Genomic DNA, 14739 nt, shown 5'->3' on the forward strand with positions numbered 1-14739 from the left:
TGTGAAGTCTGTTGTCAGAGCTGTACCCCGCCGGCGGCAAGATCGATCTTGAGCTGCGCGGTCTCTTCGTCGGTGAGGCCGACGAGCGGAAGGCGCAGCGGGCCCGCGGGCAGGCCCTGGAGGTTCAGCGCGCCCTTGGTGGTCATCACGCCCTGGGTGCGGAACATGCCGGTGAAGACGGGCAGCAGCTTCTGGTGGATCTCGGTGGCCTTCTGCACGTCGCCGCCCAGGTGGGCGTCGAGCATGGCACGCAGCTCGGGGCTGACCAGGTGGCCGACCACCGAGACGAAGCCGACCGCGCCGACCGACAGGAGCGGCAGGTTCAGCATGTCGTCGCCGGAGTACCAGGCCAGGCCGCTCTGGGCGATGGCCCAGCTGGCGCGGCCGAGGTCGCCCTTGGCGTCCTTGTTGGCCACGATACGGGGGTGCTCGGCGAGGCGGACCAGGGTTTCGGTGTTGATCGGGACACCGCTGCGGCCCGGGATGTCGTAGAGCATGACCGGCAGCTCGGTGGCGTCCGCGATGGCCGTGAAGTGCCGGTAGAGGCCCTCCTGCGGCGGCTTGCTGTAGTACGGGGTCACCGCGAGCAGGCCGTGGGCGCCGGTGCGCTCCGCCTGGCGGGCGAGCTCCAGGGTGTGCCGGGTGTCGTTGGTGCCGATTCCGGCCACGACGTGGGCGCGGTCGCCGACCGCTTCGAGTACGGCTCGTACGAGGTCGTTTTTCTCCGCGTCGGTGGTCGTGGGCGACTCACCGGTGGTGCCGTTGATGATCAGGCCGTCGTTGCCTGCGTCCACCAGGTGGACGGCGAGCCGCTGCGCGCCGTCGAGGTCAAGTGCGCCATCCGCCGTAAACGGCGTGATCATGGCGGTGAGGACCCGCCCGAAGGGGGTCTGCGGAGTCGAGATCGGAGCCATGGGTAACACGCTACTCGCTGCCATGCTCGCGGTGTCCCCTCGGGGGACGTCAACACTGGGTTGGAGCCCGGCACTGCCTGCTCGGGGGTTCAAGCAGTGCCGGGTCCGTTTGATCAGCCTAGATGAACTTTACGAAACGCCGCAATACGGACACTTGGGACTTATCTCCGCACATCTGTACGCCGCACGTGCATCGGGCCTTACGGGGCAACGCGACCGTTGCCGTTGAAGGCGGCGTAGGTCAGCGGCATGAGCTTGGCCCACTCCCGCTCCATCTTCTCGCCGACCATCTCGATCTCCCGCTGCGGGAAGGACGGCACCGCCGCCAGCTCGTGCTGCGTGCGCAGACCGAGGAAGTGCATGAGCGAGCGCGCGTTGCACGTGGCGTACATCGAGGAGAAGAGGCCCACCGGCAGGACCGCACGGGCCACCTCGCGAGCGACGCCGGCCGCGAGCATCTCCTGGTACGCCTCGTAGGCCTGGCGGTACGAGTCCTCCATGACCCGGCCCGTCAGCTCCTGCTGCGCCTCGGTGCCCTCGACGAAGACGTACTTGCCCGGACGGCCCTCCTGGACGAGCTTGCGCTCCGCGTCGGGGACGTAGAAGACCGGCTGGAGCTCCCTGTAGCGGCCGGACTCCTCGTTGTAGGACCAGCCCACCCGGTGGCGCATGAACTCGCGGAACACGAAGATCGGGGCGCTGATGAAGAAGGTCATCGAGTTGTGCTCGAAGGGGCTGCCGTGGCGGTCGCGCATCAGGTAGTTGATGAGGCCCTTGGAGCGCTCGGGGTCCTTCTGCAGCTCCTCCAGGGACTGCTCGCCCGCCGTGGAGACGCGGGCGGCCCACAGCACGTCGGAGTCGGCGGCGGAGTGCTTCACCAGCTCCACCGTCACATCGCTGCGGAAGCTGGGTTTCTGGTCTGAAGCGGCGGTCTCGCTCACGCGGGGTCCTTCCGAACGGGTCTTTCCTGGGGCGCGCCCACTCTACGGCGCAGACCGGGGGCGGCCGCGCAGGCACCGGGACCTCCGGAGGGCCGCTCCGGGCGCACCCGCGTCACCCGACCGGCTGACGGACCGCCATGAATTTTGGTTAATGTCCCGAATTTCGGCACCGATTGGGCGCTCCGCTCGTCTTACAGGGAGAACATGTTCCGTCCTGTCCGCAGTGCCCCCAGGGGCCCGACCGTGAGGAGAGTCGCTCCCGATGTTTCGCCGGCGCGAACCAGTCCCCTTCGCCTTCGTCGCCGAGGCCGACCGATTCCGCAGTAACGTCACTCCGCCGCCGCGCGAGAGTCTGAGCAAGACCCAGATCGCCGCCCGTAGTCTGGTCGGACTGACCGTGGTGGCAGGGCTCGTCGGCTCGCTGCTCTTCGGGATGCCCGCACTGCAGCCGTACAAGGCGACCGAGAAGGCGCAGCAGTCGGAGGCGTCCGAGGGGCGGTAGCCTCACGGGCACAGTCCAACCGAACGTGCATGTGAGTGAGGTCCAGCCGTGCCCCTGCCCTTCTTGACGGCCGACGGCGTATTCGACGCACACGAGGACGAAGCCCTCCCCCATGCGGATCCCGAACGCTGGCGGCGCCCCTACCGGCCCGGCCCCTGGCGGGTCGCCGGCGCGGCGCTGCTGCTCCTGGTCTCCGCCTTCATGCTGCTGGCCACGGTGATCATCGCCTTCGCCGGCACCTGGAGCGGCGCCGCCGTCGCCGGGGCGGCTTCGCTCACCGTGATCGGCTGTGCGTTGCGCATGCTGCGCACGGGCGTGTGGGTGAGCCCGGCGGGACTCCGCCGGGTCGGGTTCTTCGGGACCCGCTCGATCGCCTGGAGCGAGATCGAAACGGTCCGCAAGGTCCAGCAGCCGGTGCGCTGGCTGGGGCTGCCGAGGACCGTGCAGGGACAGGCCCTTACGGTGGCCGGGCACGGCGGCGCGGAGCTCCCGGTGCTGCTGACCGACCACAGCGCCGACTTCCTGTCCCGGGGCGAGGCCTTCGACCGCGCGGCCGGCCGGGTCGAGGCGTGGGCCCGGGAGTACCGGGCCGTGCCCGCCTGACGGCGGGGAGCGGCCCGCCCTGTGGGGCCCGTACGGGGATCAGACCTGTACGGGCCCTTCGTGTGCCGGCCGGGCGGCGTGCAGGGCGATCGCCCGCTGCATCGCCTTGCGGGCCCGCGGGGTGTCGCGGGCGTCGTGGTAGGCCACGGCGAGCCGGAACCAGCTGCGCCAGTCCCCCGGAGCGTCCTCCGTCTCGGCCTTGCGGCGCGCGAAGACCTCGTCGGCGGAGTCCCGCAGGATCCGCCCGTAGCCGTCCCGTTCCAGTTCGTCCACGGGCAGGCCGCCCTCGGCCTCCAGCTCGGCCGCGAGCTGGTTGGCGCGGGTGACGAACCGGGTGTTCATCCAGAGGAACCAGATGCCGATGACCGGCAGGATCAGCACGGCCGCACCGAAGGTGACGGTGAGCCAGGTGCCCTGCTGGAGCAGCATCACGCCCCGGCTGCCGACCAGGACGAAGTAGACGACCAGGACGGCGGCCGTGAGGAAGTACGTGATCTTCGCGCGCATGGGTGCTACTGCCTCATCAGCCGAGGTCGAGGAAGTTTTCCAGGCCGAAGGTGAGGCCCGGGGTCTGCGTCACGCGGCGGGTGCCGAGCAGGATGCCCGGCATGAAGCTGCTGTGGTGCAGGGAGTCGTGACGGATGGTCAGGGTCTCGCCCTCGCCGCCGAGGAGCACCTCCTGGTGGGCCAGCAGGCCGCGCAGGCGGATGGCGTGCACGGGGACCCCGTCGACGTCCGCGCCGCGGGCGCCGTCGAGGGCCGTCGCGGTGGCGTCGGGCTGGGCCCCGAGCCCGGCCTCGGCGCGGGCGGCCGCGATGAGCTGGGCCGTACGGGTCGCCGTGCCGGAGGGGGCGTCGACCTTCTTCGGGTGGTGCAGCTCGACGACCTCGACGGATTCGAAGTAGCGGGCGGCCTGGACGGCGAACTTCATGGTGAGGACCGCGCCGATGGAGAAGTTCGGGGCGATGAGCACGCCGGTCTCCGGGGAGGCGGCGAGCCAGGTGTCCAGCCGTGCGAGGCGGTCCTCGGTCCAGCCGGTGGTCCCGACCACGGCGTGGATGCCGTGGCCGATGAGGAAGTCGAGGTTGTCCATCACCGAGTCGGGGGTGGTCAGCTCGACCGCGACCTGGGCGCCCGCCTCGGCGAGCGCCTCCAGCTTGTCGCCACGGCCCAGGGCCGCCACCAGCTCCATGTCCTCGGCGGCCTCGACCGCCTTGACCGCCTCGGAGCCGATGCGGCCCCGGGCGCCGAGGACTGCCACGCGCAGCTTGCTCATGTTGCTTCCTTCGTGTCCGTACGGAACTAGGCGACCGCTTCGTCGAGGCGGGCGGCCTGCTTCTCCTTGAGCGGGCCGATCACGGCGAGCGAGGGCCGCTGTGCCAGTACATCCTGGGCGACCGCGCGGACGTCGTCCGGGGTCACGTCCGCGATGCGGGACAGCATGTCGTCGACCGACATCTGGTCGCCCCAGCACAGCTCGCTCTTGCCGATCCGGTTCATGATCGCGCCGGTGTCCTCCAGGCCGAGGACGGTGGAGCCGGACAGCTGGCCGATGGCGCGCCGGATCTCCTCGTCGGTGAGACCTTCGGAGGCGACCTTGTCGAGCTCGTCACGGCAGATCCGCAGCACGTCGTGGACCTGGCTCGGCCGGCAGCCCGCGTAGACGCCGAAGAGACCGGTGTCGGCGAAGGCCGAGGTGTACGAGTACACGCTGTAGGCGAGGCCGCGCTTCTCCCGGACCTCCTGGAAGAGGCGGGAGGACATGCCGCCGCCGAGGGCGGTGTTGAGCACGCCCAGGGCCCAGCGGCGCTCGTCGGTGCGGGCGATGCCCGGCATGCCGAGGACCACGTGGGCCTGTTCGGTCTTGCGGTTGACCAGGTCGACGCGGCCCGCGGTGCGGATGCGCTTGGTACCGGTGCGGGGGCCGATCGGCGCCGCGTCGGTGTGTCCGAGCGCGCCGGCCTTCTCGAAGGCCGCGCGGACCTGGCGTACGACCTTGTTGTGGTCGACGTTGCCGGCGGCGGCCACGACCAGGCGGGTGGGATCGTAGTGCTTCTTCCAGAAGCGGCGGATCCGGTCGGCGCCGAGGGCGTTGATCGTGTCGACGGTGCCGAGGACGGGGCGGCCGAGCGGGGAGTCCCCGTACATGGTCTGCGCGAACAGGTCGTGGACCATGTCGCCCGGGTCGTCCTCGGTCATCGCGATCTCTTCGAGGATGACCCCGCGCTCGGCGTCGACGTCCTCCTCGCGGATCAGCGAGCCGGTCAGCATGTCGCAGACCACGTCGATGGCCAGCGGCAGGTCGGTGTCGAGCACCCGGGCGTAGTAGCAGGTGTACTCCTTCGCCGTGAAGGCGTTCATCTCGCCGCCGACCGCGTCGATCGCGGAGGAGATGTCGAGGGCGCTGCGCGTGGCGGTGCCCTTGAAGAGGAGGTGCTCCAGGTAGTGCGTGGCGCCGTTGAGGGTGGGCGTCTCGTCCCGGGAGCCGACGTTCGCCCAGATGCCGAAGGTGGCGGAGCGGACGGAGGGCAGCGTCTCGGTGACGACGCGCAGGCCGCCGGGCAGGACGGTGCGCCGGACGGTGCCGATGCCGTTCTGCCCCTTGAGCAGGGTTTGGGTACGGGCGACGGCCCGCCCCTCCGAAGAGGGGCGGGCCGTCACACGCGAACTACGCGACGTCACTTGTCGGAGTCGTCCTTGTCAGCGTCGTCACCGGCGGCCTCGCCGTCGATCACGGGGATCAGGGAGAGCTTGCCGCGCTGGTCGATCTCGGCGATCTCGACCTGCACCTTGGTGCCGACCGCGAGCACGTCCTCGACGTTCTCCACGCGCTTGCCACCGGCGAGCTTGCGGATCTGCGAGATGTGCAGCAGGCCGTCCTTGCCGGGCATCAGGGAGACGAAGGCACCGAAGGTGGTGGTCTTGACGACCGTACCCAGGTAGCGCTCGCCGACCTCCGGCATGGTCGGGTTGGCGATCGCGTTGATCGTGGCGCGGGCGGCCTCGGCGGCCGGGCCGTCGGAGGCACCGATGTAGATGGTGCCGTCGTCCTCGATCGTGATCTCGGCGCCGGTGTCCTCCTGGATCTGGTTGATCATCTTGCCCTTGGGGCCGATGACCTCACCGATCTTGTCCACGGGGATCTTGACGGTGATGATCCGCGGGGCGAACGGGGACATCGCGTCCGGCGTGTCGATCGCTTCCATCATCACGTCGAGGATGTGGAGGCGGGCGTCGCGGGCCTGGGTGAGGGCCGCGGCCAGGACGGAGGCCGGGATGCCGTCCAGCTTGGTGTCGAGCTGGAGGGCGGTGACGAACTCCTTGGTGCCGGCGACCTTGAAGTCCATGTCGCCGAAGGCGTCCTCCGCACCGAGGATGTCGGTGAGGGCGACGTAGTGCGTCTTGCCGTCGATCTCCTGGGAGATCAGGCCCATGGCGATGCCGGCGACGGGGGCCTTGAGGGGCACACCGGCGTTCAGCAGCGACATGGTGGAGGCGCAGACCGAGCCCATGGACGTCGAACCGTTGGAGCCGAGGGCCTCGGACACCTGGCGGATCGCGTAGGGGAACTCCTCGCGCGTCGGCAGGACCGGCACGATCGCGCGCTCGGCGAGCGCGCCGTGGCCGATCTCGCGGCGCTTCGGGGAGCCGACGCGGCCGGTCTCGCCGACGGAGTACGGCGGGAAGTTGTAGTTGTGCATGTAGCGCTTGCGGGTCACCGGGGAGAGGGTGTCCAGCTGCTGCTCCATGCGGAGCATGTTGAGGGTGGTGACGCCCAGGATCTGCGTCTCCCCACGCTCGAACAGCGCCGAGCCGTGCACGCGCGGGATGGCCTCGACCTCGGCGGCGAGGGTACGGATGTCCGTGAGCCCGCGGCCGTCGATGCGGACCTTGTCCTTGATGACGCGCTCGCGCACCAGGGCCTTGGTCAGGCTGCGGTAGGCGGCGGAGATCTCCTTCTCGCGGCCCTCGAAGGCCGGGAGGAGCTTCTCGGCGGCGATCTCCTTGATGCGGTCCAGCTCGGCCTCGCGGTCCTGCTTGCCCGCGATGGTCAGCGCCTGGGAGAGCTCGCCCTTGACGGCGGCCGCGAGGGCCGCGTACACGTCGTCCTGGTAGTCCAGGAAGACCGGGAACTCGCCCTCGGGCTTGGCGGCCTTGGCGGCCAGGTCGGCCTGGGCCTTGCAGAGGACCTTGATGAACGGCTTCGCGGCCTCGAGGCCGGAGGCGACGATCTCCTCGGTCGGCGCCTCGGCGCCGCCCTTGACGAGGGCGATGGTCTGCTCGGTGGCCTCGGCCTCGACCATCATGATCGCGACGTCGCCGTCTTCGAGGGTGCGGCCCGCGACGACCATGTCGAAGACGGCGTCCTCGAGCTCGGTGTGCGTCGGGAAGGCCACCCACTGGCCGCGGATCAGCGCGACGCGGACGCCGCCGATCGGGCCGGAGAAGGGCAGGCCGGCCAGCTGCGTGGACGCGGACGCGGCGTTGATCGCGACGACGTCGTACAGGTGGTCGGGGTTGAGCGCCATGATCGTCGCGACGACCTGGATCTCGTTGCGCAGGCCCTTCTTGAAGGACGGGCGCAGCGGGCGGTCGATCAGGCGGCAGGTGAGGATCGCGTCCTCGGAGGGGCGGCCCTCACGGCGGAAGAAGGATCCGGGGATCTTGCCGGCCGCGTACTGGCGCTCCTCGACGTCCACCGTCAGGGGGAAGAAGTCGAGCTGGTCCTTGGGCTTCTTCGACGCGGTGGTGGCGGACAGCACCATCGTGTCGTCGTCCAGGTAGGCAACGGCGGAGCCGGCGGCCTGGCGGGCCAGACGGCCCGTCTCGAAGCGGATGGTGCGGGTGCCGAAGGAACCGTTGTCAATGACGGCCTCGGCGTAGTGGGTCTCGTTCTCCACTAGCGTTTTCTCCATTTTCGTCGTCTCCGTCCACCACCCGTGTGGTGGGGGACGGTGTCGGAGAAGCGCTCCTGGCGTGCGGGCCGGTCTTCGATCGAAGCACCCGGTTCCGATCCCCGTCACGGGGATTTCCGGATGCCACTACCGAGGACCGGCGGCGTAGGGCCGGCGCTCCTCCTCTTCGGTCGTGCGCTGTGTCCAGACTACAAAGCGTCCGGTGCGTCGCGCACGTACAGCAAAGGGAGCGGCCCCATCGGTGTGGGAACCGCTCCCTTCACAGCGTCTTTACTTGGCGCCGGCCGCACCGCGACGGATGCCGAGGCGCTCGACCAGCGTACGGAAGCGCTGGATGTCCTTCTTGGCCAGGTACTGCAGCAGGCGGCGACGCTGGCCGACCAGGATCAGCAGACCACGACGGGAGTGGTGGTCGTGCTTGTGGGCCTTCAGGTGCTCGGTCAGGTCCGAGATGCGGCGGGAGAGCATCGCGACCTGGACCTCGGGAGAGCCGGTGTCGCCCTCCTTGGCACCGAACTCTGCGATGATCTGCTTCTTCGTAGCGGCGTCGAGCGGCACGCGTACTCCTCGTTTGGTCTTCGTAGCCACCGAGTGCCCCAGGTCGAATTCTCTGGGGATCTTCCGTAACTCGGGAGGCGGGGTCCGCTGAGCGCAGCCTCCAGAGGATCTCCGGGGGCGCGTACACAAACGGCCGTCACACAGCGTACCAGGCTGCCGGGTCGCGCCGTCTCAGCTGGTGAGAGAGCGGGCGCGGCCGTAGACGTCGAGCACGGCCAGGGTCAGCGGGACCAGGCTGAGCAGTACTGCGGCCTCGGTGAGGTCGAGCAGCCGTCCCCAGAAGGGTGACAGGCCCTTGCGGGGGATGACAAGCGCAATTCCCGCGAGGAGGGCCGCGCCGGCGGCGACGGCGGCCGAGAGCCAGACCGTACGGAGGTCCAGGCCGCCGCGGTCGTGGTAGCGCACGAAGTCGAACATCAGATCGACGGGCGGGTGCAGCGCGAGGCCCAGGACCAGCAGCGCCACGGAGGCCAGGCCGGCGACGAGGGCGCAGACCACCTGGGAGGTGTACCGGAAGAGCCGCGCCCGCAGCAGCATGGCCAGGCCCGCGGCCAGGGCCAGCAGCCGGCCCCAGGTGTTGTCGGAGAAGCCGAGGACGGCGGCCGAGCCCACGACCACGGCGGCGCAGCCCCCGACCAGGCCCAGGAGCATCTCGTGGCCGCGGCGGGCCTGGGCGGCGATCTGCTCGGCGTCGAGCGGGGCGGCCTGGTCGTGCCCGGGGGCGGCGGGGGCGTCCGGGTCGAGGCCGGGGGCGGTCTCGTAGCGGTCCGGGGTCGCTGTGTACTCGACGTACTCGGTCGCACTGCGCGGGGCGGCGTACCCGATGGGCAGCCTGGCGAAGCGGGCCGAGAGGCCGGGGAGGAAGGCGACGAGCCCGATGGCGACGGGGGCGCAGACGGCGGCGGTCGCGGTGGCGGAGGCCTCGGCGGCGATGGCGGCGAAGGTGGCCAGGGTCCCGGTGGCGGCGAGGAAGGTGGCCGCGACGAAGGGGGCGTCGCCGTGCGGGGTGAGCGCGACGAGGGCCACGGAGGCGACGAGCACGCAGAGGCAGCCGAGCAGGAACTGCAGACGGCCCGGACCCCGGCCCGCGTCGGCGGCGACGATGCCGGAGCCGGCGATCAGGAGGTGCGGCAGGCCGCCGAGGCCGAGCGCGACCGCGGAGCCGCGGTCGCGGTAGACGCGGGCGCGCACCCCGGCGGCGGCGGTGAGCAGGACGCCCACGGCCCCGGCGATGATCCCCGGCAGGCCGTGCATGTCGTGCCGGAGCGGGTCGGCGTACCAGAGGACGAACCCGAGCAGGACGAGCAGCAGGGCGGCGCCGGCCAGCCCCGCCCCGCGCAGCATGTCGTCGCTCCAGCGGTGCCGGTCGCGCACGACGGCCGCGGCGACGGCGTCGGAGACGTCGTCGAAGACGGCCGGCGGCAGGGACTCGGCGAAGGGGCGCAGGCTGAGCACCTCGCCGTCGAGGACCTGCTGGGCGGCGAGGGTGCGGGCGCCGTCGAGGACGGTGCCGGAGCGGCGCACGAGGTGGAATCCGGTGGGGGCGCCGACGGGCTGGGTCTGGCCGGTGAGGCGCAGCAGCTCGGGGTAGACGTCGGCGACGGCGATGTCCTCGGGGAGGGCGACGTCGATGCGGCTGTCGGGAGCCACGACGGTGACCCTGCAGAACCCCGTCGCCTCGGCCGTACTCACCTGTGGGACCCCCTGGTTGGCGCCGGTGGCGGCGTCGGATTCGCGGATGCGCATGCTGCGCGCGCCACCCTACCCGGCGGGGGTGCGACTGTCGGCAAGTAGGATCACCGGACGCGGAGGAGTCCCCCTCCACGCCCGGGACTTGGGGATGCCGGTTGCGACGTCCCGTCCGTTTTCAAGGGATTGATGCTCCGGTGAGCCAGATCGTCGTCAAACGCCCGCCCCGGTCCCTGCCGCCGGAAGTGCCTTCGGACGAGCTGAGACTGGAGGCTCCGCCGGAGCTCCCGCGGGGGCAGCAGGAGGGCATGCTGATGCAGCTCCTGCCGATGCTGGGCATGGGCTCGTCGGTCGTCTTCTTCTTCATGCCGGGTGCGGCGCCGTTCATGCGCATCATGGGCGTGCTGATGCTGGCGTCGACGGTGGGCATGGTCATCGCCCAGCTCGTGCGCTTCCGGCGCGGTACGCAGGGGCAAATGGCGGACGTGCGCCGGGACTACCTCAAGTACCTCGCGCAGACCCGCCGTCAGGTGCGCAGGACGGCGCGGGCGCAGCGTGACGCGCAGCTGTACCTGCACCCGGCGCCCGAGCAGTTGTGGTCGGTGGTGGCGGAGGGCTCGCGGCTGTGGGAACGCCGGGTCGGCGACGCGGACTTCGGCCAGGCCCGGCTGGGTCTGGGCGCGCAGCGGCTCGCGACGGCGCTGGTGGCTCCGGACACGGCTCCGGTGGACGAGCTGGAGCCGCTGACGGCGGGCGCGATGCAGCGCTTCCTGAGGGTGCACTCCTCGCTGGACGGGCTGCCGGTGGCGCTGTCGATCCGGGCGTTCTACCACGTGACGGTCTCCGGGGAGCCGGAGTCGGCGCGCGGGACGGCCCGGGCGCTCGTGGCGCAGCTGGCGACGCTGCACTCCCCCGAGGACCTGGTGGTGGCGGTGGTGGCGGCGCCGGGCGCGGTGCCGTCGTGGGACTGGGTGAAGTGGCTGCCGCACACGCAGGTGCCGGGCCAGGTCGACGGGGCGGGTACGAAGCGGCTGTTCGGCGACGACCTCGGTGAGCTGGAGGAGCTGCTGGGTCCCCGGCTGGAGGGACGGTCGCGGTTCAGCCGCGAGGTGTCCCCGGTGCTGGACCAGCCGCACCTGGTGGTGGTCCTCGACGGTGGACTGGTGCCGCCGGACTCGGCGTTCGCGGCGGCCGAGGGTCTCCAGGGCGTGACCATCGTGGAGGTGGTGGCGGGCGGGCTGGACGAGCCGCGCGGTGGCCTGTCGGTCGTGGTGCGGCCGGGCAGGCTGCGGCTGGAGTCGGGCGCGGGCGTCGTGTACGAGGGAACGCCGGACACCCTGTCGCTGCCGGCGGCGGAGGCGCTGGCGCGTCAGCTGGCGCCGCTGCGCACGGGCGGCGGGGACGACGACGAACCGCTGCTGGCGAACCTGGACTTCACCGATCTGCTGAACCTGGGCGACGCGGCGGCCGTCGACGTGTCGCGGACCTGGCGGCCGCGTTCGGCCGGTGAGCGGCTGCGCGTGCCGATCGGCGTGGGCGAGGGCGGCGCGCCGGTGATGCTGGACCTGAAGGAGGCCGCGCAGGAGGGCATGGGCCCGCACGGGCTGTGCGTGGGCGCGACCGGTTCGGGCAAGTCGGAGCTGCTGCGCACGCTCGTGCTGGGCCTGGCGGTGACGCACACCTCGGAGACGCTGAACTTCGTGCTCGCCGACTTCAAGGGCGGTGCGACCTTCACCGGGATGGGTCAGATGCCGCACGTCGCGGCGGTGATCACCAACCTGGCGGACGACCTCACCCTGGTGGACCGGATGGGCGACTCGATCCGCGGGGAGCTCCAGCGCCGGCAGGAGCTGCTGCGCTCCGCGGGCAACTACGCCAACATCCACGACTACGAGAAGGCCCGCGCGGCGGGCGCCCCGCTGGAGCCGCTGGCCTCGCTGGTGCTGGTGATCGACGAGTTCAGCGAGCTGCTGACGGCGAAGCCCGACTTCATCGACATGTTCATCCAGATCGGCCGCATCGGCCGTTCGCTGGGCGTGCACCTGCTGCTGGCCTCGCAGCGGCTGGAGGAGGGCAAGCTGCGCGGGCTGGACACGTACCTGTCGTACCGGATCGGTCTGCGGACCTTCTCGGCGGCGGAGTCGCGCACGGCGATCGGCGTTCCGGACGCGTACCACCTGCCGTCGGTGCCCGGTTCGGGGTACCTGAAGTTCGGCACGGACGAGATGACCCGGTTCAAGGCGGCGTACGTGTCGGGCACCTACCGCTCGGGCGGGCCGGACCTGTCGGTGGGGCCGTTCCCGGTGGAGCGGCGGCCGGTGCTGTTCACGGCGGCTCCGGTGCCGGTGGTGTACGCGGCCCCGGACCCGGCGTACCTGGCGGCGGGCGCGGTCCGGGAGGACGACGCGCTCGCGGACACGGTGCTCGACGTGATCGTGGGCCGGCTGGAGGGGCAGGGGGTGCCGGCGCACCAGGTGTGGCTGCCGCCGCTGGACCAGGCTCCGCCGCTGGACCAGCTGCTGCCGGCGCTGGCGCCCTCGGCGGAGCGGGGGCTGCACGCGGAGGGGTACACCCGGCCCGGTGGGCTGGTGGTTCCGCTCGGTCTGATCGACAAGCCCTTCGAGCAGCGCCGCGAGGTGCTCTACCGGGACTTCTCCGGGGCGGCGGGCCACATGATGGTGGTCGGCGGTCCGCAGTCGGGCAAGTCGACGCTGATGCGGACGCTGATCTCGGCGTTCGCGCTCACGCACACCCCGCGCGAGGTGCAGTTCTACGGGCTGGACTTCGGCGGCGGCGGACTGTCCGCGGTGTCGGAGCTGCCGCACGTGGGCGGGATCGCCTCCCGGCTCGATCCGGAGCGGGTGCGGCGTACGGTCGCGGAGGTGGCGGGGGTCCTCAACCGGCGCGAGGAGTTCTTCAGGGCGAACGGCATCGACTCCATCGCCACCTACCGGCGGCGGCGCGCGGCGGGCGAGCTGCCCGGCGAGGCGTGGGGCGACGTGTTCCTGATCGTCGACGGCTGGGGTGGTTTCCGTACCGAGTACGAGGGCCTGGAGCCGGTGGTCACGGACATCGCGTCCCGGGGTCTGGGCTACGGCATCCACGTGGTGGTCACGGCGGCCCGGTACATGGAGGTGCGGGCCGCGCTGAAGGACCAGATGCTGAGCCGGCTGGAGCTGCGGCTCGGCGACGTGATGGACTCCGAGTTCGACCGGCGGGTCGCGGCCAACGTGCCGACGGGGATGCCGGGACGCGGCCAGGTGCCGGAGAAGCTGCACTTCCTGGGCGCGCTGCCGCGCGTCGACGGCGCGCACGACGCCGAGAGCCTCTCGGAGGCCACGGCCGCCTTCGTGGCGGCGGTGCGCTCGGGCTGGTCGGGGCCGGCGGCTCCGGGCGTACGGCTGCTGCCGCGGCTGCTGCACGCCGACCAGCTGCCCAAGGGCGGGGAGTTCCCGGAGCGCGGGATCGCGATCGGCATCGACGAGACCGCGCTGGAGCCGGTGTTCGTCGACTTCGAGGCGGACCCCTTCTTCCTGGTGTTCGGCGAGAGCGAGTCGGGCAAGACGAACCTGCTGCGGCTCATCGCCCGGCAGATCGCCGACCGGTACACCCCGGACCAGGCCAAGCTGGTCGTGGGCGACTACCGGCGCGGGCTGCTGGGGGCGCTGCCGGAGGAGTACCTGCTGGAGTACGCGCCGATGGCGAGCTCGCTGCAGATGCACATGGAGGCGCTGGGCGGGGTGTTCTCACGCCGGCAGCCGCCCACCGACGTCACTCCGCAGCAGCTGCGCGACCGCAGCTGGTGGACGGGCCCGGACGTGTACATCGTGATCGACGACTACGACCTGGTCGCGACGAGCCAGGGCAATCCGCTGGCGCAGCTGGTGGAGTTCCTGCCGTTCGCCCGCGACACGGGGGTCCGCTTCATCATCGCGCGTAGCTCGGCGGGCGCCTCCCGGGCGCTGTACGAACCCTTCATGCAGCGCGTCAAGGAGCTGGGCGCGCAGGGCGTGGTGCTGTCGGGCGACCCGTCCGAGGGCGATCTGCTGGGCACCGTACGGTGCCGCCCGATGCCGCCGGGCCGCAGTTACTTCGTCTCGCGCAGGCGCGGCACGTCGCTCGTCCAGCTCGGGCGGATGGCGGGGCCGTCCTGACGGGGAGGCCGGCCGCCCTCGTCTCCGGGCGGGGCGGAGGCCGCCGCCCCACGGGCGCCCTCGGTGATCATCGGGAAACACTCCCCCGCCCCGGCCGGCAGCACCGATAATCGGCAGACCGCGGTAGCACCGCACCACCGAGGGAAGGGCCGCACATGGGCACCCAGCAGGAGAAGGACGAGCTGTACGCGCTCGACATCAGCGGCGTCGAGTGGCAGGGCCCGCCCGGGACCAGCCCAGACGAGGAGCGGGTCGAGATCGCCAGGCTGCCCGAGGGCGCGGTGGCGATGCGGTCCTCGCTGGACCGCGACACGGTGCTGCGGTACACGGCGGCCGAGTGGGAGGCCTTCGTCCTGGGGGCCCGGGACGGGGAGTTCGACCTCACCTGAGGGCGGTCGCGCATGCGCGAAGGGGGCGCGCCCGCGGTGGGCGCGCCCCCTTCGCGCGGGCGCCGTGCCGGAT

Annotated in this window: 12 protein-coding genes; 4 read left to right on the forward strand and 8 right to left on the reverse strand. The window is 71.5% G+C overall.

The genetic code is table 11. The features are described 5' to 3' along the window. Positions 1–14 precede the first annotated feature (14 nt). Entirely contained in the window at positions 15–914 is a 900-nt protein-coding gene (gene dapA / locus OG295_RS08875) for a 4-hydroxy-tetrahydrodipicolinate synthase (protein ID WP_266842731.1), read from the reverse strand. A 200-nt stretch (positions 915–1114) separates the two neighbouring features. Continuing rightward, entirely contained in the window at positions 1115–1855 is a 741-nt protein-coding gene (thyX, locus tag OG295_RS08880; RefSeq protein WP_030227608.1) for an FAD-dependent thymidylate synthase, read from the reverse strand. A 262-nt stretch (positions 1856–2117) separates the two neighbouring features. Here thyX and OG295_RS08885 point away from each other — a divergent pair, with 262 nt between their 5' ends. Together OG295_RS08885 and OG295_RS08890 are read left to right on the forward strand one after the other, a co-directional pair. Continuing rightward, the gene (locus tag OG295_RS08885; RefSeq protein ID WP_266573617.1) at positions 2118–2357 is read left to right on the forward strand and encodes a hypothetical protein; all 240 of its coding nucleotides are present in this window, start codon (positions 2118–2120) and stop codon (positions 2355–2357) included. A gap of 48 nt (positions 2358–2405) precedes the next feature. Beyond that, positions 2406–2960: a PH domain-containing protein gene (locus OG295_RS08890; RefSeq protein WP_371676398.1), complete on the forward strand. Its 555-nt coding sequence runs from the start codon at positions 2406–2408 to the stop codon at positions 2958–2960. A gap of 39 nt (positions 2961–2999) precedes the next feature. On the opposite strand, the gene OG295_RS08895 is transcribed toward OG295_RS08890, so the two are convergent. The 6 genes from OG295_RS08895 to eccD all read right to left on the reverse strand — a co-directional run bounded on the left by OG295_RS08895 (position 3000) and on the right by eccD (position 10180). Continuing rightward, a complete protein-coding gene (locus OG295_RS08895) occupies positions 3000–3467 on the reverse strand; it encodes a hypothetical protein (RefSeq protein ID WP_356222759.1) in 468 nt (155 codons plus the stop codon). 16 nt (positions 3468–3483) lie between these two features. Then, positions 3484–4236, reverse strand: coding sequence for a 4-hydroxy-tetrahydrodipicolinate reductase (gene dapB, locus OG295_RS08900; protein ID WP_371676399.1), 753 nt, complete (start codon positions 4234–4236; stop codon positions 3484–3486). Positions 4237–4262: 26 nt separating this feature from the next. Next, on the reverse strand, positions 4263–5642 hold the full coding sequence (locus OG295_RS08905; protein ID WP_371676400.1) for a M16 family metallopeptidase: 1380 nt from the start codon (positions 5640–5642) through the stop codon (positions 4263–4265). After that, a complete protein-coding gene (locus OG295_RS08910; protein WP_266844075.1) occupies positions 5639–7861 on the reverse strand; it encodes a polyribonucleotide nucleotidyltransferase in 2223 nt (740 codons plus the stop codon). The genes OG295_RS08905 and OG295_RS08910 overlap by 4 nt, the downstream gene beginning before the upstream one ends. A 285-nt stretch (positions 7862–8146) precedes the next feature. Then, positions 8147–8434 carry a 30S ribosomal protein S15 gene (gene rpsO, locus OG295_RS08915; RefSeq protein WP_030227598.1) on the reverse strand — a complete coding sequence of 96 codons (288 nt, stop codon included), beginning with the start codon at positions 8432–8434 and terminating at the stop codon, positions 8147–8149. A gap of 171 nt (positions 8435–8605) precedes the next feature. Further along, positions 8606–10180 carry a type VII secretion integral membrane protein EccD gene (eccD, locus tag OG295_RS08920; RefSeq protein ID WP_371676401.1) on the reverse strand — a complete coding sequence of 525 codons (1575 nt, stop codon included), beginning with the start codon at positions 10178–10180 and terminating at the stop codon, positions 8606–8608. Positions 10181–10320: 140 nt separating this feature from the next. On the opposite strand from eccD, the gene eccCa reads away from it, so the two are divergent. Both eccCa and OG295_RS08930 read left to right on the forward strand, forming a co-directional pair. Continuing rightward, positions 10321–14277 (forward strand): type VII secretion protein EccCa, encoded by a 3957-nt coding sequence (gene eccCa / locus OG295_RS08925; RefSeq protein ID WP_371676402.1) that lies wholly within the window; start codon positions 10321–10323, stop codon positions 14275–14277. A gap of 155 nt (positions 14278–14432) precedes the next feature. Beyond that, positions 14433–14666 carry a DUF397 domain-containing protein gene (locus OG295_RS08930; RefSeq protein ID WP_266842718.1) on the forward strand — a complete coding sequence of 78 codons (234 nt, stop codon included), beginning with the start codon at positions 14433–14435 and terminating at the stop codon, positions 14664–14666. Positions 14667–14739 lie beyond the last annotated feature (73 nt).

Source organism: Streptomyces sp. NBC_01276 (assembly GCF_041435355.1).
Classification (GTDB): domain Bacteria; phylum Actinomycetota; class Actinomycetes; order Streptomycetales; family Streptomycetaceae; genus Streptomyces.

What these genes read in the sequence shown, in the direction of transcription:
- dapA (WP_266842731.1), bottom strand. Translation starts at nt 914, where the DNA reads ATGGCTCCGATCTCGACTCCGCAGACCCCCTTCGGGCGGGTCCTCACC.
- OG295_RS08885 (WP_266573617.1), top strand. Translation starts at nt 2,118, where the DNA reads ATGTTTCGCCGGCGCGAACCAGTCCCCTTCGCCTTCGTCGCCGAGGCC.
- OG295_RS08895 (WP_356222759.1), bottom strand. Translation starts at nt 3,467, where the DNA reads ATGCGCGCGAAGATCACGTACTTCCTCACGGCCGCCGTCCTGGTCGTC.
- dapB (WP_371676399.1), bottom strand. Translation starts at nt 4,236, where the DNA reads ATGAGCAAGCTGCGCGTGGCAGTCCTCGGCGCCCGGGGCCGCATCGGC.
- eccD (WP_371676401.1), bottom strand. Translation starts at nt 10,180, where the DNA reads ATGCGCATCCGCGAATCCGACGCCGCCACCGGCGCCAACCAGGGGGTC.
- OG295_RS08930 (WP_266842718.1), top strand. Translation starts at nt 14,433, where the DNA reads ATGGGCACCCAGCAGGAGAAGGACGAGCTGTACGCGCTCGACATCAGC.